Here is an 18,152-nt window from a genome sequence, read left to right as displayed (position 1 = left end):
ACCCGCAAGGGTGACTGACACGGCTCGCTCCCACAGGTTCAGCCTGTCAGGACACGACCTGGTAGCACGGCACGTACGCGGCGCCGCCCGGCAGTTTCATCCGGTGCTGGGCGACGAAGGCTTTGAGCAGCAGGTCCAGCGGCTGCATGATCGCGGCGTCGCCGTGGATCCGGTACGGCCCGTGTTCCTCGATCAGGCGGATGCCCTTGTCCTTGACGTTGCCGGCGACGATCCCGGAAAACGCCCGGCGCAGGTTGGCCGCCAGTTCGTGGGGCGGCTGGTCGCGGTGGAGCTTGAGGTTGGCCATGTTTTCATGGGTCGGGTCGAACGGGCGCTGGAAGCCCTCGTCGATCTTCAGCAGCCAGTTGAAGTGGAACGCGTCGTTGCGCTCGCGGCGGAACTGCTTCACGGCCTTGAGGCCCTGGGTCATCTGCCGGGCGACTTCGGCCGGGTCGTCGATGATGATCTGGTAATGCCCCTTGGCCGCTTCGCCCAGGGTGGCGGTGACGAAGGCGTCCAGTTGCTGCAGGTACGGCGCGGCGTGCTTGGGTCCTGTGAGGATGACCGGGAACGGCAGGCCTTCGTTGTCCGGGTGCATCAGGATGCCCAGCAGGTACAGGAACTCTTCGGCGGTGCCGGCGCCGCCGGGGAAGATGATGATGCCGTGGCCGACGCGCACGAAGGCTTCGAGGCGCTTTTCGATGTCCGGCAGGATCACCAGTTCGTTGACGATCGGGTTCGGCGCCTCGGCGGCGATGATGCCGGGCTCGGTCAGGCCCAGGTAGCGGCCGCCGTGGATGCGCTGCTTGGCGTGGGCGATGGTCGCGCCCTTCATCGGGCCTTTCATCACGCCCGGGCCGCAGCCGGTGCAGATGTCAAGGCTGCGCAGGCCCAGCTCATGGCCGACCTTCTTGGTGTACTTGTATTCGTCGGTGTTGATCGAGTGGCCGCCCCAGCACACGACGATTTTCGGCTCGACGCCCGGCCGCAGGGTGCGCGCGTTGCGCAGCAGGTGGAAGACGTAGTCGCTGATGCCCTGAGAAGTGCTCAGGTCGATGCTCAGGGCATCGAGTTCGTTTTCCGTGTAGACGATGTCGCGCAGGGCGCTGAACAGCATCTCGCGGGTGCTGGCGATCATTTCGCCGTCGACGAAGGCGTCGGCGGGGGCGTTCAGCAGTTCCAGGCGCACGCCGCGGTCTTGCTGGTGAATGCGGATCTCGAAGTCCTTGTAGGCTTCCAGGATGGTCTTGGCGTTGTCGACATGGGCGCCGGTGTTGAGGATGGCCAGGGCGCACTGGCGGAAGAGGGTGTAGGTGCTGCCGGATCCGGCTTGGCTCAGTTGCTGGACTTCACGTTGGGAAAGGGTTTCCAGGCTGCCTTTGGGGCTGACCGAGGCATTGATGACGTGTCGTTGGGTCATGCGGTGATCCTTAAAACGATGCCGTTGCGGTGAAGCGGGCCAACGGCATCCGAATGGTGTGTATCCATGAATGAATGTGGCACGGATTGCGTGGTGTCGCCATGTCCCCGTCGGACGGTGAAAAGATGAAAGGGCGCTCCAGCATAGCTAAATCCGCCCCGTTGGCGATAATGCGTCAGCCTCTTTTTAACCCAAGACTTGGAAGCCTGTCGCGATGTTCGAAATCCAGCCGATCGATCCTGTCACCTACCGCCGGCAGACCCGGCGCAGCACGCTGGCCATCGCGGCGCTGTTCCTGGTGCTGGCGATGTCGTTGTCCACGGCGGCGGTCGCGCTGTTCGGCGAGCCGGGCGGCGACAACCTGCGGTTCAACGTCGGCGGGGTGGTGGTCGGTTTTCTGCTGACCGCGGCGCTGCTGCGCGCTCGTTTCTGGCATCAGGCCTGGATGGCGCCGGCGGTGTACGGCTGGCGGCTCAAGCGCAGCCTGATGAGCGTCACCAATGTGATGCATCAGTTGACGGCGGCGGTGGAGCGGGATGATCCGACGGCGATGAAGGTGCTGCGCTTCTATCACCTGGGTTTGGGCCAGATGCATGAACTGGACGGCAACTCCAGCGATCATGGGCAGTTGCGGCGTGAAGCCGAGCAGCACCAGGCGCGGATGGAGGCGTTGGGGATCGACCCCGGTCAGACGCGCCTCGACCCGGCCTGGCTGCAAGCGTTGAAGCCCGCCGCCCGCTAGAACGGAATGCGTGCGGCGCGCCGCCGCTGCCACCGGCGGATCAGGCGCCCGTACACCAGCAGGTTGACCGCCAGCACCACGCTGCCCAGCGCCAGTTGGATCTGCGGGGTCAGGCCCGCCGGATAGATGATCGGCCAGACGTAATGCTCGATGAAGCCGCCGGCGTATTCGGTCTGGCCGGCGGCGTGGCGCATCAGGTTTTCCCAGTAGGTCAGCGGGCAGGTCAGGTGCAGCACTTCCACCAGCACGCCCCAGGTGGCCGCCGGCAGGTGCAGCCAAGCCACGGGCCGCCACTTGAGCGCCAGCAGGCCGCCGAACAGCACGAACAGAATGAACAGCAGATGGAACAGCACGAGGCCGTCGGCGGCGATTCGGTACAGCATGTCGTCTCCCTGACGCGGTGGTGGATGGGGCTCATGGTACGCCAGTCCGGAGGGAGGGTGTCTGTGCCGCCGTCATCGCGGGCAAGTCGAATCGTCGCACCGCCGCTCCCACAGTGATCTCTGTCGTTCGCAAGTGTTGCGTACACCGCAAACGGCCTTGGGCCTGTGGTGTCCGGACTGACGTCATCGCCAGCAGGCTGGCTCCCACAGTGTTCCGGGGTGCACACACACACACACTCCCCTGTGGGAGCCAGCCTGCTGGCGATGGCGGCCCCAAGTGCGCAAGATTGTTCAAGCCACGAACGGGCGTTCAATGGCAGAGTCGGCGGCCCTGTTTCCCGGTTGAAGAGCGTTATGTCTGACTCACTCATGCCGCGCCGTGCGTTCCTTCGCGGTGCGGCGGCGATCATGCCGTTATCCCTGGCGACCGCGCCGTGGGGCCTGCTGGCCGGCTCCATGGCGATCGAGGCCAACCTCACCCCGCTGCAAGGGCAGGGGCTGTCGACCATCGTGTTCGCCGGCGCCGCCCAGTTGGTGGCCATCGGCATGCTCAAGGGCGGTGCCGGGCTGTTTTCCATTCTGCTGACCACGGCGCTGCTGACATCTCAGCACCTGCTGTACGGCATGAGCATGCGTTCGGTGATTTCGCCGCTGCCCGGCCGCTGGCGCCTGGGCCTGGGCTTTCTGCTCACCGACGAGCTGTTCGCCCTCACCAGCCAGCACGACCGCCAGCAGTTCAACCGCTGGTACGCCCTGGGCGTGGGCCTGACGTTCTACGTCGCCTGGAACCTCTTCACCCTCGCCGGGATCGTGCTGGGCAGCAGCATTCCGGGGTTGGAGCACCTGGGCCTGGACTTCTCCATCGCCGCGACCTTCATCGCGCTGATCACCCCGGTGGTGCGCGATGTGCCGACCGTGGTCTGCGTGGCGGTGTCGCTGTTCTGCTCGGTGCTGTTCAGTTACTGGCAGTGGGGCTCGGCGTTGGTTCTGTCGGGGCTGGCCGGGATGGCGGCGGGGTTTGTCTGCAATAAACTGTATCGGGAGCGCACGTGATGGTCTGGGCAGTGATCTTCGGCATGGGCCTGTTGGTGTTCCTCAACCGCTACGTGTTCCTGGAGCCACGCTTGCCGGTGCGCCTGAGCAGCAACGCACGGCAGTTTCTCGGGTTCGCGGTGCCGGGCATGCTGACCGCCATCTGCGGGCCGATCGTGTTCATGCCGGACAAGCAACTGAACCTGCACTGGGACAACCCCTACCTGCTCAGTTCGCTGGTGGCAGTGGGGCTGGTGATCTACACGCGCAATACGTTGCTGAGCATGCTGTTGAGCATGGCGTTCTTCTTTTTGTTGCGCTGGTGGCTGTAAGTTGCACGTCACAAAGTGTTCTACGCTTTAAGGATGATTGGCGAAAGCGAGGCGAACATGGCGAACGAGCAAAGACCTCCGGCACCCATCGATGACGATGAACCGAGCGAAGAAGAGATCGAACGGGAAAAGCACAAAGAACAGACCTGGAAACATGACGACAGCCGTGAGTTGTCCGACCGCGATCAGGAACGTCCTTTGAAACCCTGAACGGCTGAAACGAAAAAGCCCCGCATGCGCGGGGCTTTTTCGTGGGTTCAGAGATCGTCCAGCTGTGTGAAATCGGGGTGGGAAGCCCGATAGCCCAACGTCTTGTCGATCCAGGCGTTGAGCTCGTTGACCATCACCGGCGGGTGGCAGGGATAGCTTTCGAGCGTGGTGCGCAGGATGCGGTCGATATCGGGTACGTCACGCAGGTTTCGGGTCTTTATGTAGTGGCCGATAAAACAGTCGAGTTGAAAGCGCTCTGTCATGGACAGGTGAATACACTCCAGGCCGCGGGCCTGTTTGATTGCAAAATCGTCGCGCAACTTGGTTCTCTGCAAGGATGTTGAGTTTGTCGGGGATTCCTGGTCTGTTGACTCTTCGGTCAACTAAAGTGCCAATTGGAAATGCGGCGCGCATGCTATCCGTAGTGCATCTAAATGTATGTATGACGATTGAAATGTCAGACAGGCGGTTAGTTCGCTCGAACGATTGTTTCACGGTGTTGTCTCGCGGTTGATACACCCCCTGTAACGCAGGGGGACAGCACGCGAATCTCTCCTCTGAATGACGTTCCGCCCCGGGGTTTATTTAATCCGTCGGCTGAATCAATTGTGCACCCTGATTGCGGGCGTTACCGACGGCCTTATCGACCTTGTGCCATTGGAAGACGGAAGCCGGTTCGGTGTCGAACAGCAGCATCTGCTCAGCCCGTTCGGCGGGCGTGGCGGGATCCAGCCATTCGTTCACCCGCTCGGCGGGCAGCACCAGCGGGCGCCGGTCATGGATGTCGAGCAGGCCGCCTTCGCTGTCGGCGGTGATGATGACAAAGCCGTCGTCTTCCTTTGGCGGCGTGCCGGGTGTCGGAAACTGACCGATGGCCGCGCAGAAAATCGCGCCATGGTCGGCACGACGGATCAGCCAGGGCTGTCGGCTTTTGTCGGGGCCGTCCACCCATTCGAACCAGTTGTCCACGGGCACGATCAGCCGGTGTCGCCAGATCGCCCGGAAGAACGGGCCGTGGGCGACTTTTTCCACCCGCGCGTTGATCGGCGCCGCGCGGTCCTTGGCCCAGTGCGGGCGCCAGCCCCAGCGCAGGTTGTCGGCGTGCAGGCGATGTTCGTGCTGATGGAGGATGGCCAGCGAGGTGGTGGGCGCGGCGTTGTAGCGGGCCAGCGGCGCGTCGCCGACGTGATTGATCAGCGCATCGGGAATGCTCAGGACCGCCACGAAATCGTGGATGCCCCGGTACTGCGACAGTCGTCCGCACATCCGCCGAACCTCCGGCAAACGATATCTACAGCCTTGAGCTTAGTTGCGCGTATAAATGCAGCCAGGGGAACAGAGGCGCAGGGGCCTCGAACGGGCGCCGGAACCAAAGACGACGGCCTCGATCCAACTCCGGCCCGCTCTGGCGGGGCGCAGGGAGGCGACGGCGGCGAGGGAGTTTTGCCAATCGACAACATGACCGTCACGGTCGGGCGCAAGGCAAGACATGAAGCATTGGTTCAGGCTGTTCAGCGTAGTGGCCGTCGCCCTCGGGCTGGCCGGGTGCATCGCCGCACCCATCGAGATGACCCCGCAGACCGAGATCCGGCTCAAGGCCCAGGCGCCGGTGCGTTTTCTGCTGACTTTCGATGACGGCCCCAGCGCCTCCAGTTTCTGGAACCCGACCGCCACCGTGCTCGACAGCCTCAAGACCAACCCGGTGCAGCCGGACCTGAAGGCGGTGTTCTTCGTCCAGACCCGCGCCCCGCGGGCCGGCAACAGCGACATCGGCCGCAGCCTCATGCGCCGGGAGCAGGCCGAAGGGCATGTGCTGGGCTTCCACACCGCGACCCCTTGGCACACCAACCACCGTTCGCTGGAGCCTGCGGAGCTCGAAGAGGCGCTGACCAACGGCACGGCGGATATCGCCGCCATCACCGGAGCGCCGCCGGTGCTGCTGCGTCCGCCGTTCTGGAACTACGACAAGCGCACGTTCGCCGCCTATCGGCGGCACGGCCTGAGCGTGCTGCTGACGGACCTCAGCGCCAACGACGGCAAGATCTGGGGCTTCAACGCCAGCCCCAGGCGCCGGGCGAATATGCTGCGCCAGTTGTCGGAAGTCCGCGAGCGGATCGCCCTCGGCGAATTGCCGACGGTCGACGGGGTGATACCGGTGGTGGTGACGTTCCATGACCTGAACCGCTACACCGCGCGCCATGCCCGCGAGTACCTGCAGATCCTGCTCGACAGCGCCGCCGCCACCGGTGTGCGGCTGGCGGACAAGCCGTTCTACGACGATCATGCGGCACTGGAGAAAGCGGCGCTGGCCCGCACCGTCCGTCAGAGTTCGGATCCGGTGCGCCTGCCGGGGATCTGGAACTGGATCTGGGACCGCAACGCCCATTGACGGGCGTATGCCAGGGATGTGAAACGGTTGGCATTTGCTGACGCAGCAAAGTGCGCGGGGCTCATCTATGCTCAACCGGTCGAAGGATCAGACGCCTGTGAGGCTGCGCCCATGCTTGCCATCGCCGATATTTGCCGCATCGTGGAGTCCGGGTTCCGGCCCTTGTACTGCGACTGCACCGAAAATGCCCAGGGTCTGTTGCAGATCAAGGTGTACGAGCCTGAAAGCGGGCGCGTCGATCTGCTGCTCAACGGCGTTTCGCCGGAGCATCTGGTCACCATTCGTGACATTTCCAATTTCATCGGTGAATTGCGCACCGAAATGAGCGCCGGCCGCCGGGCGTTCGCCGGCTGAGCGCTCAGAGCCGGCGCCGGAAGGCGCGGACAATGCGCAAGGTCGCCTCGCTGACGTTCAGGGCGTGCACCTCGTCCAGCGGCTGCCACAGGCAATCGACAATCTCGTTCTGCGGCCTGGCCAGGGCCGGATCCGGCGCAGACGCCTCATAGACGTGGTGGCGGGTGCTGCCGCTCTGCAGTTCCATCAGGCACAGCATGTCCTCGGCGATCAGGCCGGTTTCCTCCAACAGTTCCCGCACGGCGGCCTGCGCCCGCGTCTCGCCGGGCTCGACCTTGCCGCCCGGCAGCGTCCAGCGGCAATGGGCCTTGCGCACCAGGAGAATGTGCCGGTTCTGTTCGCAGATCACGGTTGCACGTACTTTCATTTGTTACCCGATTGCCGTTTGTCATAAAACTGTCACGAATCTGCAATATCCGCGCCGCGCAAGGGCTTAGAGGTTCTGAGGGCCGACAGGTCACAAAAGTGCCGCAGAGTTGACGTGGGCCGGTGCGACGTCCGGTCGGCACAGTGCCGCGGTGGGGGTGTAAGGTGCAAGCGTGAAACTGTTTCATCGCGAGCGGACAGGAGGTGCCTATGAGCATTGCGATGTTGAACAAGATGCACATGAACGGTTATGACGTGCTCAGCGTCAACAACGGCCCTTGGCGGGTCTGCACCGAGGGCGACCGGCTGGCGTCGTTCGCCAGCCGGGAAGAGGCGCTGGCGTATGCCGCCGCGCTGCCGGGCTACAAGAGCCGCACCCGCGCCCGCCGGTCGGGCTGAGGGTCTGAGGCTCTCAGGGCCAAGACGCAAAAGCCCCGGATGTCCGGGGCTTTTTGTTGGGTGTCTGATTGGGTGAATGGTTGGGCGGCGGGGCTCAGTGCACCTTGACCCGGCTGATGGCCCGGGCCTTCACCTCCTTGGCGTAGAGTTGCAGGCGTTCCTCATCGCTTTGCAGCACTTCGCAGGACCTGAGCACCGCCTGGGCGTCCGCTTCGTTGCCGGACTTGCGCAATTGCTCGGCGATGCGCTTGAGGTCGACCGCCGACCACCTGAGATCCGACGCGACGCTCTGAAGGTCGCGCTGTAGTTCGTGTTCGTATTCGTTGAGCCGCATGATCACCTCCGGAACATTCTCGGTACAGAAGAGTAGCCGCATTTTCGGGAGGCGGGGCAAGGGTCGCCTGTCGGCGGGCTGAACGGATGCCGATCAGGCTTCGGCGCCGTGGCGGCGGGTCGCTGAAGGCAGTGCGCCACGATGGATGTCCGCACAGTTACAGGGTACATTCGCGTTTTTTGACGATGAAGGATTCACCATGCGGATGTTGATCGGGGGCATGCTGTTGGCGGCGTTGGCCGGTTGTTCGTTGCCGGCCTCGTTGGTGCCGGGCGAACCGAATGTCAACAAGACCAGCGCGAAGGCCCCCAAGGATTACGCCGCCTGCGTGCTGCCGTTGTGGCAGCAGGACATCCCCAAGACCACCCAGACCGCCATCTCCAACGGCTACCGCATCACCGCGCCGAGCATCGTCACGGCGGACGAGATCCTGGACATCGTCAAGTACAAGGACGGCAGCCGGGTGTCCCTGTACCAGGGGCCGCCGTGGGCCAAGTCCGGGTCGTTGCGCAAGGCCGTGCGCGATTGCCTCTGAGGGCGATCCAACCTGTGTGAAAAAAGCGGAAACCGGGTGACGGTTTCCGCTTTTTTTTGCCTGTGCGCCGAGGGATCAGTCGGAAAGGTCGATGAGGGGGATCGAAGCGCCGCCGGCCTTTTTGTCGCGCCGCTCCTGCATCCAGTCTTCCACTTGGCTGCCGAACTGCGGCGGTGCCTTGCGGCCGACCCTCCTGGCGATGTCGAGGATGGTCTGCTGGGCGAGCGCTTCTTCCATGCGCTTTTGCGCGGTCAGCATCGCCGCGTGGATCGAGCAGGTGCCTTCCACCGCCCAGTCCGGCGGCGAACCCTCGAACAAGGCGCAGCGGCCGCGGATGTCGCGGCATTCGAAAATGTTCTTGCGCCCGTCGATGGCGTTGACGATGTCGAGCAGGGTGATCTCGTCCGCCGGCCGCGCCAGCGTGAAGCCGCCGCGCACGCCGCCGGTGGCGGTCACCAGTTTGCCCTTGGCCAGTTTGGTGAAGATCTTGGCCAGGTAGTCCAGCGGCACGCCTTGCAGGTCCGCCAGGTCGCGCACGCTCGCTTCGCGGCTGTCGCCGCCGTTGCCCACCAGAAAGATCAGGCAGTGGATGCCGTATTCGACCCCCGCACTGTAAAGCGACATAGCTATCTCCGACTTCAGTTGTCGCCGATGTTATCAGGCCTTGGAGGGGGCGGCAAATGTGGGGACGCCAGGGTTTTCTGGTTCTGGAGTAGGGCTTTTCGGCCTATTCCCTAGAAATGCAGCGTCGTTGCCAGGCCGTTTTCTACGAATAGCTATCGAAATTTTCGATTTCAATGATCGTAAAATCTGACTTGTCGATTCTAAAGGCGACCAATAGAGTCGCCGTTGTCGACAGGGATGCCCGCTGCGCCTGAATCCTCAACGTCTAGGTCGGCACCCCGGCGGGCAATCCCGCCCAACCTTTTTCCATGACTTGGCCACGTGCCGGGAGACAACGATGAAACAGCACATTCTGGTGATCGGCGCAGGTTTCGGTGGCATGTGGAGCGCGTTGAGCGCCACGCGCCTGGTGGACATCCACAACCGGGACAACATCGACGTGACCGTCCTTGCGCCGCAGGCCGAGCTGCGCGTGCGTCCGCGTTTCTACGAACCGAACGCCCATCAACTGGCCGCGCCGCTCGGCGAACTGTTCGAAGCGGTCGGCGTTCACTTCATCAAGGGCGCGGCGCACAGCATCGACGTGCAGGCCAAGACCGTGGGCTACACCGACGCCGCCGGCGCCGGGCAGGTCTTCCACTACGACAAGCTGGTGCTGGCCTCGGGCAGCGGCCTGGCCCTGCCGGACACCCCGGGCGTGGCGCAGCATGCGTTCGATGTCGACCAGATCGAATCGGCGATCCGCCTGGAGAACCATCTCAAGGCCCTGGCCGACCGCCCTCAGAGCCCGGCGCGCAACACCGTGGTGGTGGCCGGCGGCGGCTTCACCGGAATCGAGACGGCGACCGAAATGCCGGCACGCCTTCGCGAAGTGCTGGGCGAGCAAGCGGACATCCGGGTGATCGTCGTGGATCGCGGCCAGAAGATCGGCGTGTCCATGGGCGAGGCCATCAGCGTGAAGATCGCCGAGGCGAGTGAAGAGCTGGGCGTCGAATGGCGACTGGGTGTGTCGGTGCTGTCGGTCGATGAAAACGGCGTGACCCTGTCCGACGGTCAGCGCATCGAGGCGAACACCGTGGTCTGGACCACCGGCGTACGCGCCAGTTCCCTGACCGAGCAGATTCCCGCCGAGCGCGACCGTCAGGGACGCCTGCACGTCGATGCGCACCTGAAAGTGATCGGCCAGGACGACATCTTCGCCACCGGCGATGTGGCCTATGCCGCCACCGACGACATCGGCAACTTCGCCCTGATGACCTGCCAACACGCCATTTCGCTGGGCCGGCATGCGGGCAACAACGTGGCCGCGCAGATCCTCGGGGTCGAGCCGACGCCGTACAGCCAGCCCAAGTACGTCACCTGCCTGGACCTGGGCGCGTGGGGCGCGGTGTACACCGAAGGCTGGGATCGCCAGGTGAAGCTGGAGAAGGAAGAGGGCAAGTCGCTCAAGACCCAGATCAACACCCAGTGGATCTACCCGCCGGCGGCTGACCGCGCCGTGGCGCTGGCGGCGGCGGATCCGATGATCCCCGTGGTCGCCTGATCACCCCGTAAAGCCACAGGATCCCGCCCTTGACTGAGTGCAAGGGCGGGATTTTTTTTGCCCGCGCCCAGGCTATGACCAAAAGTCATTGCCCCATGATTTTTAATGGTTACGGCCCGCTCGGCACCCGATGCTAAAAAATCGCAAACACAGCTCATCAATAACAACCAGAGAGCGTTTGCAGCCATGTCCCGATTGCCCCGCCACGTCTCCCTGCGTCCGTTGTTGATCCCTCCGCGCCACCCAGAGTAATGACAGATGAAAGAACTCGACCTCTACATCGGTGAAGGTTTCGAAGGCCCGGGCGTGAACGCCGCGCACATCAACATCCTGATCGGCCCGCGCAACGGCCCGGCCGGGCAGGCGTTCGCCAGCAGCCTGGCCTCGCCGAGCCAGGGCCATTGCCCGTTCATGGTGATCGCCCAGCCGAACATCCCGGTCAAGCCGATGACCCTCTACGTGAACAAGGCCGCCATCGTCGGCGACCTGCACGGCAACGCCACCTGGGGCGCGTCCCAGGCCGGGATCGCCAAGGCCGTGCTCGAAGCGCTGCTCGACGGCACGCTGCCGCCGGAAGCCGAGGACGAGTGGGCGATCGTCACTGCCAACTGGGTCAACCCGGCCTGCGACGACCTCGATGCGGTGTACCTGAACAACTACAACGCCTGCCGCACCGCGATCCGCGCCGCCCTGACCGGTAAGCCGGAAACCGCGCAGCTCAAGGATGTGGTCAACCACATCGGCAACCCTTTCTACACCCCCAAAGCCTGAGGTCCGCGCCATGCAATACATCCGTTTGGGCAACTCCGGCCTGCAAGTCTCCCGCCTGTGCCTGGGCACCATGAACATGGGCACCCCGGACTGGAAACCGTGGATCTTCAATGAAAAGCAGAGCGAGCCGATCGTGGCCCACGCCCTGGCCAACGGCGTGAACTTCATTGACCTGGCGGACTTCTATTCCGCCGGCGTCGGCGAGGAAGTGGTGGGGCGCATCGTCAAGCGCCTGGCCCGGCGCGAGGATCTGGTGATCACCACCAAGGTCGGCTACGGCACCCGCACCGGCCTCAATGCCAGCGGCCATTCGCGCAAGCACATCATGGACAGCATCGACGCTTCGCTGAAGCGCCTGGACATGGATTACGTCGACGTGTTCATGCTGCATTACTTCGACGTCAACACCCCGGTCGAAGAGACCATGGGCGCGCTGAACGACATCGTGCGTTCGGGCAAGGCGCGCTACATCGGCGTGTCCACCATGCTCACCGGCCAGTTGGCCAAACTCCTCATGGCCTGCGAGCGCAACGGCTGGGTCAAGCCGATCAACATGCAGCTGCAGCTGAACTGCGCCTACCGCGAGGAAGAGCGCGAGATGATCCCGTTCTGCCGCGACCAGGGCATCGGCGTGTCGGTGTTCAGCCCGCTGGCCCGGGGCCTTTTGACCGGCGACGTGCAGTCGACCCGCAACCAGACCGACTTCTTCACCCAACAGATGTACAGCGACGAGGCCTCGTTCGAGATCGCCCGTTCGGTGCAGCGCGTGGCCCGTGCCCGCGGCGTGTCGAACGCGCAGATCGCCCAGGCCTGGGTCGCCCACCACCCGGGTGTGGATTGCATGCTGGTCGGCGCCGACACCACGGCGCAGTTCGACAGCGCCTTGGCGGCGCTGGACACCCGGCTCGACGCCGAAGAGCTGCATGAGTTGGAACGCAATTACACCCCGTGCGACGTGATCAACGACTACACCGCCGGCAAGCGCATCCTGCGCACGCCGCGTCCGGGCCATGAGCGCTTCACCTTGCAGGAGGCGGTGGCATGAGCGGGTTGATCCGTCACGGCAATTTTATCGACGGCCAGTGGGGGCAGGGCGGGGCGACGTACTCGGTGCTCAACCCGGCCAACGGTGAGGTGATCGCCGAGGTGCAAAAGGCCGGCGCCGAAGAAACCCGCTTGGCCATCGAAGCCGCCGACCGCGCGTTGCCGGCCTGGCGCGCGTTCACCGCCAAGGAGCGCAGCCAGCGTCTCAAGCGCTGGAGCGAACTGATGCTCGCCCACCAGCAGGAACTGGCGACCTTGCTCAGCCGCGAGCAGGGCAAGCCGTTGGCCGAAGCCAAGGGCGAGGTGGTCTACGCCGCGAGTTTCCTGGAGTGGTTCGGCGAAGAGGCCAAGCGCGCCTACGGCGATGTGATCCCGAGCCACAAGGCCGACGCCCGCATCATCGTGACCAAGGAGGCCATCGGCGTGGTCGCTGCGATCACCCCATGGAACTTCCCGTTGGCGATGGTCACCCGCAAGGTCGGCCCGGCGCTGGCGGCCGGCTGCACGATGATTCTCAAGCCGTCGGAGGAGACCCCGCTGTCGGCCTTCGCCCTGGCGGTGCTGGCCGAGCAGGCGGGGATTCCGGCCGGGGTGTTCAACATCGTCTCCGGCGATGCGGTGGCCATCGGCGGCGCGCTGCAGGCGTCCGCTGTGGTGCGCAAGCTGTCGTTCACCGGCTCCACCCGCACCGGCAAGCTGCTGATGCGCCAGGCCGCCGACACCTTGAAGAAGGTCTCGCTGGAACTGGGCGGCAACGCGCCGTTCATTGTGTTCGACGACGCCGACCTCGACGCGGCCGTCAAAGGCGCCATGGCTTCCAAGTTCCGCAACACCGGGCAGACCTGCGTCTGCGTGAACCGCTTCTTCATTCAGGACGGCGTCTTCGAAGCCTTCACCGGCAAGCTCGCCGAGTCGGTCGCCGCCATGCGGGTCGGCCCTGCGCTGGAGGGCGACACCGAACAGGGCCCGCTGATCAACGCCGCTGCCCTGGCCAAGGTCGAGGCCCACGTCAGCGATGCGCTGGACAAGGGCGCCACGCTGTTGTGCGGCGGTCGCCGGCATGCCCTCGGCGGCACGTTCTACGAGCCGACCATCCTCATCGACGCCACGGGCGACATGCTCATCGCTCAGGACGAAACCTTCGGCCCGGTGGCCGCCTGCTTCCGCTTCAAGGATGAGGCCCAGGTGCTGGCGGCGGCCAACGACACGCCGTTCGGTCTGTCGGCGTACTTCTACAGCCGCGACATCGGCCGGGTCTGGCGCATGGCCGAAGGCCTGGAGGCGGGGATGGTCGGGATCAACGAAGGGATCATCTCCACGGAGGTCGCGCCGTTCGGCGGCATCAAGGAATCGGGCCTGGGGCGCGAGGGCTCGAAGTACGGTCTGGAGGACTACCTGGAGATCAAGTACCTGCTGATGGGCGGGCTCTAGCCCGCTCGGTCCGTCTGCGGGGGCGAATGCCTGCGGTGCCTGGGCTGACGCCTTCGCAGGCCAGCCCGCTCCCACAGGGTCTGTGGTCGCTGCCAAACCATGGGGGAGCAGGCTCGCCCGCGAAGACGGTGTGTCGGGCAACGCCCAGTTCGCTGACACACCGCCTCCACCGCGAATCATGAAGCAAGCGCAATCGGTTTCTCCGTCAATAACAACAATTGGAGACGAACATGTCCGCTCAACCCGTAAAGATCGATGACCTGCCCATCGGGCGCTTTCACCTCAAGATCGCCGGCCTGACCTTCGGCGCGCACTTCACCGACGGCTACATCCTCGGCCTGATCGGTATCGCCTTCACCTTGCTCAGCCCGCAGATGCACCTGGATGCGTTCTGGCAGGGGCTGATCGGTTCCTCGGCGCTGATCGGGCTGTTTCTCGGCAGCCTGTTCTTCGGCTGGATCTCGGACAAGGTCGGCCGGCAGAAGATCTTCCTGGTCAGCTTCGTGCTGATCACCCTGGCGTCGGTGATGCAGTTCTATGTCGAGACCGCCATGGGCCTGTTCCTGTGCCGGGTGCTGATCGGCATCGGTTTGGGCGGCGACTTCAGCGTCGGCCACGCGATGCTCGCCGAGTTCGCGCCGAAGCGGCACCGGGGCGTGCTGCTCGGTTCGTTCAGCGTGATCTGGACCTTCGGCTACGTGGCCGCGACCTTCGTCGGCACCGCCATGCTCAGTCTGGGCGACGACGCCTGGCGCTGGATGCTGGCCTCGTCGGCGATCCCGGCGGCGTTGATCCTGATTGCGCGGATCGGCACGCCGGAGTCGCCGCGCTGGCTGGTCAACCAGGGCCGTGTGGCCGAAGCCCGGGCCATTGTGAAACGCTACCTGGGCGACAACGTCGAGCTGGACGAAACCCGTTCCACGGAACAGCGTTCGGGCTACGCGGTGCTGTTCAGCCGCGAGTACCGCAAGCGCACGGCGTTCAACTGCCTGTTCTTCGTCTGCATCGTCATGCCGTACTTCGCCATTTACACCTTCCTGCCGTCGATCCTGCAGAAGATGGGCCTGGCCGAAGGCTTCGGCACGGAGCTGATGCTCAACCTGCTGCTGATCCTCGGCGCGCTGATCGGCATCTGGTGCACGATCAAGTTCACCCGGCGCGGGTTCCTGATCAACTCGTTCGTCATTCTGGCGGTGGCGCTGTTCCTGCTGGCGGTGCTGCCGGGCAGCGCGGCGTGGCTGATGGTGCTGGTGTTCGGGCTGTTCACCCTGGTGCTGTCGGCGGTGAGCAACCTGGTCGGGGTGTTCCCGGCAGAGAGCTTCCCGACGGAGGTGCGCGCCAGCGGCATCGGTCTGGCGACGGCGGTCAGCCGACTCGGCTCGGCCGTCAGCACCTTCCTGCTGCCGGTGAGCGTGGCGGGCATCGGCCTGAGCCCGACCATGGGCATCCTGGCGGCGATCCTGGCCATCGGCGCGCTGCTGTCCTGGGCCTGGGCGCCTGAGACCAAGTCGCTGACGCTGAGCCAGGCGTGCAAGGCCCAGAGCCCGGTGGAAGGCACGCTGCCGGCCGGCGCCAAGGCGGTTGCCCCGGTCTAGGCTGCTTGCCCCTTGTGGGAGCCAGCCTGCTGGCGATAGCGGTGGGTCAGTCAGCAAGGATGTCGGCAGTGCTGGCCTCATCGCTGGCAAGTCGAGTCGTCGCACCGCAGCTCCCACAGGTTTTGGTGGTGTGCATGAATCTTGGGGACACCCGGGATATCTGTGGGAGCTGGCTTGCCAGCGATAGCGGTGGGTCAGGCAACAGGGATGTTGGCAGTGCTGGCCTCATCGCTGGCAAGCCAGCTCTCACAGGGTCTTGTGGTGGGCACAGAATCTGTCATCACCGCAGATGCCTGTGGGAGCCAGCCTGCCGGCGATAGCGGTGGGGCAGGCAACAGGGATGTCCGTGCCGGCCGCAGTGCACAGGCCGCCGGTCAGGGATTGCTGACCCTTTCCAGCCAATCGGTGAACAGCTTCACCTTCGACAGGCCTTGCTTGTCGTTCGCCACGTCCAGCCAGTAGCCGTAAGGGCCGGTCACTTCGACCGGGGTGATGGGCAGCAGGCTGCCGTTGGCCAGTTCCTTTTCGATCATCTGCCGGTCGATCACCGCCAGCCCGCCGCCGGCCAGTGCGGTGTGGATCACCTGGTCCAGGGTGCTGAACTCGATCCCTTGCCCGGCGTCGATGTCGTCCCGGCCCATGGCCGCCAGCCAGTTCTCCCAGACCTTCAGGCGCTTGCCGTCGTGCAGGATGTGCAGCAGCGGCGCGCTGCGCAGTTCCGGCGCTTGGCCTGAGTCGAACAGCTCCGGACTGGCCACCGCGATGTGCCGTTCCATCACCAGCAAGCGGCTCGCGCAATGGCTGGCCGCCGCGAGCCCGAAACGGATATGGCAATCGATCTCCGCCAGGCTCTCGTGGCTGGCGTGGTTGGTGACGCTGAGGTTGATGTCCGGGTAACGCTGACAGAACGCACGCAGGTGCGGCGACAGCCAGCGGGTGGCCCAGGTCGGCGGCGCGAGCACCCGCAGGCGCTGGCGCAGGTTGGGCACGCGCACGGCTTGCAGGGCGCGCTCGATGTGATCGAACGCTTCGGCCAAGTGCGGGGACAGGTTGCTGCCGGCTTCGGTCAGCGTCAGCCCTTGCGGGGTGCGCACGAACAGGGCGACGCCCAGGTAATCTTCCAGCTGCTTGATCTGGCGGCTGACCGCGCCCTGGGTGACGTTCAGCCCCTGTGCAGCCTGGCTGAAACTGCGGTGGCGGGCGACTTCTTCGAATACGCGCAAGGTATTGAGGGAGGGCAGTTGGCGCATGGAGGCGGGACTCCGGACCGGACGGTTTGTTTTTGTTTTGAGGTGGTGCCTATCTGACTATCGATGCCTGGCGCAGGCAAGCGTTGTTTGGGCGCACGCCATCGTCGGACCGCCGCCCGGAGCCGGCCCGCGATGGCATGCTTGAAGGTGCCGCAGATCCTCGATCAGAAGTAGTAGCCGACGTTCACGTACAGCTGGTTTTCCCACTGGTCCGACCCGCCCGCCCCAAGGCTCTGGGTGTAGCTGCTGCCGCCGATGTACGGGTCGTTCTTGCCGATCAGCCATTCCGCCGCCACCCACAGTTTGCTCACCGAGAATGAGCTGCCGAGGATCACCCGCTGGGAGGTCTTGAAGGCGTCGGCGGATTTGTCGAAGGCACTGTAGTTGGCGTAGAGCTTGATGCCGCTGACCTGATCGAACAGGTACTTGCCGGCCACGTCGTAGCTCAGGTCGGCGACGTACAGGTTGCCGCGGCTGGCGATGTTGTAGGTGCCGTCGTAGCCGCCCAGGGTCACCAGTTCGTCGGTGCCGGCGTTGCGCGGCGACATCTGCTGGCGCGCCGCTTGAAGCTGCACGCCCCAGGGACCGTTCTTGCCCAGGTAGTGCACGGCCACGGCGTTGCGCCGGCCATTGTGGTCGGTGTCCTTGTTCTCCAGGGTCGAGGTCAGGCCGGAGAGGCCGACTTCGGATGTCCATGGGCCCAGGTCGAACGCCCGGGCCACGCGCAGCACCACGGTGTTGCGTTCCTGGTTGCCGCTGCCGTCGGCCACGTAGCTGTCGGCGCCGGAGACCACGCTGGAATAGGTGACGCCCTTGCTGGTGCCTTTGCCTTGCCACGCCGGGCGCAGGTAGTAGCCGGCCTGGACGTTCCAGTCGCCGGACTGCTGAATGTACTTGGCGCCGACCTGCTGCACGTCCTCCAGGCCGATGACGTTGCCCAGGGTCTCGTAGAAGGTGCTGCCGAAGTACGGCTGCAGGCCGAACGGCACGGTGTTCAGGCCCACCTGCACCTGCTGGTCGGGATTGAACTTGTAGCCGGCCCAGGCGAACTTGGCGAACCGGATGTCGCCGTAGTCCTTGGTGTAGCGGTAGGGGTAGGAGCGGCCGTAGAAACGGTACTGGGCCTCGCCGATCCAGGTGTCGGAGTTGTATTTGGCGCTGAGGAACACCGTGTCCAGGCCGAAGGTCTGGATGTCGCGGTCCGGGTCCACGTCCCAGCGGGCGCGGACGGCGCCGCCCAGGTCGAGGTTGTCGGTGACCTGCACCGCCATCGCGGGGGCGGCGACGCAGCAGAGCAGAAGGAGGGACGTCGTGTTCAGGCGCGAGGAAGCAGGGAAGGGCATAAAGCGGCTCTCGATTGTTTTTATTGGAGTGCCGCGCAGTCTTGCGATCCGCCAG

Annotated in this window: 22 protein-coding genes; 13 read left to right on the top strand and 9 right to left on the bottom strand. The window is 64.6% G+C overall.

What is annotated here, in order from left to right; all coding sequences use genetic code 11:
• Positions 1-46 precede the first annotated feature (46 nt).
• Positions 47-1,420 carry a nucleotide 5'-monophosphate nucleosidase PpnN gene (ppnN, locus tag CAG29_RS08995; RefSeq protein WP_085586400.1) on the bottom strand — a complete coding sequence of 458 codons (1,374 nt, stop codon included), beginning with the start codon at positions 1,418-1,420 and terminating at the stop codon, positions 47-49.
• A gap of 214 nt (positions 1,421-1,634) precedes the next feature.
• Here ppnN and CAG29_RS08990 point away from each other — a divergent pair, with 214 nt between their 5' ends.
• The gene (locus CAG29_RS08990) at positions 1,635-2,162 is read left to right on the top strand and encodes a DUF3087 domain-containing protein (RefSeq protein ID WP_085694271.1); all 528 of its coding nucleotides are present in this window, start codon (positions 1,635-1,637) and stop codon (positions 2,160-2,162) included.
• Here the strand turns inward: CAG29_RS08990 and CAG29_RS08985 are convergent.
• Positions 2,159-2,545 (bottom strand): DUF2784 domain-containing protein, encoded by a 387-nt coding sequence (locus CAG29_RS08985; RefSeq protein WP_085633244.1) that lies wholly within the window; start codon positions 2,543-2,545, stop codon positions 2,159-2,161. The two genes, CAG29_RS08990 and CAG29_RS08985, sit on opposite strands and share 4 nt — an antisense overlap.
• A 354-nt stretch (positions 2,546-2,899) precedes the next feature.
• Between CAG29_RS08985 and CAG29_RS08980 the strand changes: the two genes are divergently transcribed.
• The 3 genes from CAG29_RS08980 to CAG29_RS28475 are packed head-to-tail and all read left to right on the top strand — an operon-like array spanning position 2,900 to position 4,119.
• A complete protein-coding gene (locus CAG29_RS08980; protein WP_085586406.1) occupies positions 2,900-3,598 on the top strand; it encodes an AzlC family ABC transporter permease in 699 nt (232 codons plus the stop codon).
• Entirely contained in the window at positions 3,598-3,909 is a 312-nt protein-coding gene (locus tag CAG29_RS08975) for an AzlD domain-containing protein (protein WP_170930293.1), read from the top strand. Before CAG29_RS08980 ends, CAG29_RS08975 begins: the two co-directional genes overlap by 1 nt.
• 57 nt (positions 3,910-3,966) lie before the next feature.
• Positions 3,967-4,119, top strand: a complete 153-nt coding sequence (locus CAG29_RS28475) for a hypothetical protein (RefSeq protein ID WP_170930063.1) — start codon at positions 3,967-3,969, stop codon at positions 4,117-4,119.
• Between the two features lie 47 nt (positions 4,120-4,166).
• Here CAG29_RS28475 and CAG29_RS08970 read toward each other — a convergent pair whose 3' ends face one another.
• Together CAG29_RS08970 and CAG29_RS08965 are read right to left on the bottom strand one after the other, a co-directional pair.
• Entirely contained in the window at positions 4,167-4,439 is a 273-nt protein-coding gene (locus CAG29_RS08970) for a hypothetical protein (protein ID WP_085586504.1), read from the bottom strand.
• 265 nt (positions 4,440-4,704) lie between these two features.
• Positions 4,705-5,385, bottom strand: coding sequence for an SOS response-associated peptidase (locus CAG29_RS08965; protein WP_085586410.1), 681 nt, complete (start codon positions 5,383-5,385; stop codon positions 4,705-4,707).
• A gap of 223 nt (positions 5,386-5,608) precedes the next feature.
• Here CAG29_RS08965 and CAG29_RS08960 point away from each other — a divergent pair, with 223 nt between their 5' ends.
• Positions 5,609-6,508 carry a polysaccharide deacetylase family protein gene (locus CAG29_RS08960; RefSeq protein ID WP_085694269.1) on the top strand — a complete coding sequence of 300 codons (900 nt, stop codon included), beginning with the start codon at positions 5,609-5,611 and terminating at the stop codon, positions 6,506-6,508.
• Positions 6,509-6,619: 111 nt separating this feature from the next.
• Entirely contained in the window at positions 6,620-6,862 is a 243-nt protein-coding gene (locus CAG29_RS08955; RefSeq protein ID WP_085586414.1) for a DUF1652 domain-containing protein, read from the top strand.
• 4 nt (positions 6,863-6,866) lie between these two features.
• Here CAG29_RS08955 and CAG29_RS08950 read toward each other — a convergent pair whose 3' ends face one another.
• The gene (locus CAG29_RS08950) at positions 6,867-7,229 is read right to left on the bottom strand and encodes an NUDIX hydrolase (protein ID WP_085633248.1); all 363 of its coding nucleotides are present in this window, start codon (positions 7,227-7,229) and stop codon (positions 6,867-6,869) included.
• A gap of 209 nt (positions 7,230-7,438) precedes the next feature.
• Between CAG29_RS08950 and CAG29_RS08945 the strand changes: the two genes are divergently transcribed.
• Entirely contained in the window at positions 7,439-7,627 is a 189-nt protein-coding gene (locus CAG29_RS08945; protein WP_085633250.1) for a DUF2188 domain-containing protein, read from the top strand.
• A gap of 94 nt (positions 7,628-7,721) precedes the next feature.
• Here CAG29_RS08945 and CAG29_RS08940 read toward each other — a convergent pair whose 3' ends face one another.
• On the bottom strand, positions 7,722-7,961 hold the full coding sequence (locus CAG29_RS08940; RefSeq protein WP_085586420.1) for a hypothetical protein: 240 nt from the start codon (positions 7,959-7,961) through the stop codon (positions 7,722-7,724).
• A gap of 199 nt (positions 7,962-8,160) precedes the next feature.
• On the opposite strand from CAG29_RS08940, the gene CAG29_RS08935 reads away from it, so the two are divergent.
• Positions 8,161-8,496, top strand: a complete 336-nt coding sequence (locus CAG29_RS08935; RefSeq protein ID WP_085586422.1) for a hypothetical protein — start codon at positions 8,161-8,163, stop codon at positions 8,494-8,496.
• 75 nt (positions 8,497-8,571) lie between these two features.
• Here the strand turns inward: CAG29_RS08935 and CAG29_RS08930 are convergent, their stop codons facing one another.
• On the bottom strand, positions 8,572-9,120 hold the full coding sequence (locus CAG29_RS08930; RefSeq protein WP_085586424.1) for an Rrf2 family transcriptional regulator: 549 nt from the start codon (positions 9,118-9,120) through the stop codon (positions 8,572-8,574).
• Positions 9,121-9,457: 337 nt separating this feature from the next.
• On the opposite strand from CAG29_RS08930, the gene CAG29_RS08925 reads away from it, so the two are divergent.
• The 5 genes from CAG29_RS08925 (at position 9,458) to CAG29_RS08905 (ending at position 15,504) form a co-directional block, all read left to right on the top strand.
• A complete protein-coding gene (locus CAG29_RS08925; protein WP_085633252.1) occupies positions 9,458-10,663 on the top strand; it encodes an NAD(P)/FAD-dependent oxidoreductase in 1,206 nt (401 codons plus the stop codon).
• A gap of 258 nt (positions 10,664-10,921) precedes the next feature.
• Positions 10,922-11,434: a formaldehyde-activating enzyme gene (gene fae, locus CAG29_RS08920; protein WP_085633254.1), complete on the top strand. Its 513-nt coding sequence runs from the start codon at positions 10,922-10,924 to the stop codon at positions 11,432-11,434.
• 10 nt (positions 11,435-11,444) lie between these two features.
• A complete protein-coding gene (locus CAG29_RS08915) occupies positions 11,445-12,479 on the top strand; it encodes an aldo/keto reductase (RefSeq protein ID WP_085633256.1) in 1,035 nt (344 codons plus the stop codon).
• Positions 12,476-13,909 (top strand): NAD-dependent succinate-semialdehyde dehydrogenase, encoded by a 1,434-nt coding sequence (locus CAG29_RS08910; RefSeq protein ID WP_085694268.1) that lies wholly within the window; start codon positions 12,476-12,478, stop codon positions 13,907-13,909. Before CAG29_RS08915 ends, CAG29_RS08910 begins: the two co-directional genes overlap by 4 nt.
• A 230-nt stretch (positions 13,910-14,139) precedes the next feature.
• Entirely contained in the window at positions 14,140-15,504 is a 1,365-nt protein-coding gene (locus CAG29_RS08905) for an MFS transporter (RefSeq protein ID WP_085586434.1), read from the top strand.
• A 374-nt stretch (positions 15,505-15,878) separates the two neighbouring features.
• On the opposite strand, the gene CAG29_RS08900 is transcribed toward CAG29_RS08905, so the two are convergent.
• Positions 15,879-16,754: a LysR substrate-binding domain-containing protein gene (locus tag CAG29_RS08900; RefSeq protein WP_085586436.1), complete on the bottom strand. Its 876-nt coding sequence runs from the start codon at positions 16,752-16,754 to the stop codon at positions 15,879-15,881.
• A 164-nt stretch (positions 16,755-16,918) separates the two neighbouring features.
• Positions 16,919-18,097 (bottom strand): hypothetical protein, encoded by a 1,179-nt coding sequence (locus CAG29_RS08895; RefSeq protein ID WP_085694266.1) that lies wholly within the window; start codon positions 18,095-18,097, stop codon positions 16,919-16,921.
• Positions 18,098-18,152: the final 55 nt, after the last annotated feature.

This window comes from Pseudomonas sp. B7(2017), assembly GCF_002112745.1.
Lineage (GTDB): Bacteria > Pseudomonadota > Gammaproteobacteria > Pseudomonadales > Pseudomonadaceae > Aquipseudomonas > Aquipseudomonas ekonensis.
The sequence above is the reverse complement of the archived record's forward strand: the minus strand, read 5'-3'. Positions and strand labels throughout refer to the sequence as shown.

Bases quoted from the DNA above. Each gene is read 5' to 3' on its own strand.
- CAG29_RS08905 (WP_085586434.1), top strand. From the start codon at position 14,140: ATGTCCGCTCAACCCGTAAAGATCGATGACCTGCCCATCGGGCGCTTT.
- CAG29_RS28475 (WP_170930063.1), top strand. From the start codon at position 3,967: ATGGCGAACGAGCAAAGACCTCCGGCACCCATCGATGACGATGAACCG.
- CAG29_RS08965 (WP_085586410.1), bottom strand. From the start codon at position 5,385: ATGTGCGGACGACTGTCGCAGTACCGGGGCATCCACGATTTCGTGGCG.
- CAG29_RS08950 (WP_085633248.1), bottom strand. From the start codon at position 7,229: ATGAAAGTACGTGCAACCGTGATCTGCGAACAGAACCGGCACATTCTC.
- CAG29_RS08990 (WP_085694271.1), top strand. From the start codon at position 1,635: ATGTTCGAAATCCAGCCGATCGATCCTGTCACCTACCGCCGGCAGACC.
- CAG29_RS08900 (WP_085586436.1), bottom strand. From the start codon at position 16,754: ATGCGCCAACTGCCCTCCCTCAATACCTTGCGCGTATTCGAAGAAGTC.
- CAG29_RS08975 (WP_170930293.1), top strand. From the start codon at position 3,598: ATGGTCTGGGCAGTGATCTTCGGCATGGGCCTGTTGGTGTTCCTCAAC.
- CAG29_RS08980 (WP_085586406.1), top strand. From the start codon at position 2,900: ATGTCTGACTCACTCATGCCGCGCCGTGCGTTCCTTCGCGGTGCGGCG.
- CAG29_RS08910 (WP_085694268.1), top strand. From the start codon at position 12,476: ATGAGCGGGTTGATCCGTCACGGCAATTTTATCGACGGCCAGTGGGGG.
- ppnN (WP_085586400.1), bottom strand. From the start codon at position 1,420: ATGACCCAACGACACGTCATCAATGCCTCGGTCAGCCCCAAAGGCAGC.
- CAG29_RS08945 (WP_085633250.1), top strand. From the start codon at position 7,439: ATGAGCATTGCGATGTTGAACAAGATGCACATGAACGGTTATGACGTG.
- CAG29_RS08915 (WP_085633256.1), top strand. From the start codon at position 11,445: ATGCAATACATCCGTTTGGGCAACTCCGGCCTGCAAGTCTCCCGCCTG.
- CAG29_RS08925 (WP_085633252.1), top strand. From the start codon at position 9,458: ATGAAACAGCACATTCTGGTGATCGGCGCAGGTTTCGGTGGCATGTGG.
- CAG29_RS08985 (WP_085633244.1), bottom strand. From the start codon at position 2,545: ATGCTGTACCGAATCGCCGCCGACGGCCTCGTGCTGTTCCATCTGCTG.
- CAG29_RS08940 (WP_085586420.1), bottom strand. From the start codon at position 7,961: ATGCGGCTCAACGAATACGAACACGAACTACAGCGCGACCTTCAGAGC.
- CAG29_RS08955 (WP_085586414.1), top strand. From the start codon at position 6,620: ATGCTTGCCATCGCCGATATTTGCCGCATCGTGGAGTCCGGGTTCCGG.
- CAG29_RS08935 (WP_085586422.1), top strand. From the start codon at position 8,161: ATGCGGATGTTGATCGGGGGCATGCTGTTGGCGGCGTTGGCCGGTTGT.
- CAG29_RS08930 (WP_085586424.1), bottom strand. From the start codon at position 9,120: ATGTCGCTTTACAGTGCGGGGGTCGAATACGGCATCCACTGCCTGATC.
- fae (WP_085633254.1), top strand. From the start codon at position 10,922: ATGAAAGAACTCGACCTCTACATCGGTGAAGGTTTCGAAGGCCCGGGC.
- CAG29_RS08960 (WP_085694269.1), top strand. From the start codon at position 5,609: ATGAAGCATTGGTTCAGGCTGTTCAGCGTAGTGGCCGTCGCCCTCGGG.
- CAG29_RS08895 (WP_085694266.1), bottom strand. From the start codon at position 18,097: ATGCCCTTCCCTGCTTCCTCGCGCCTGAACACGACGTCCCTCCTTCTG.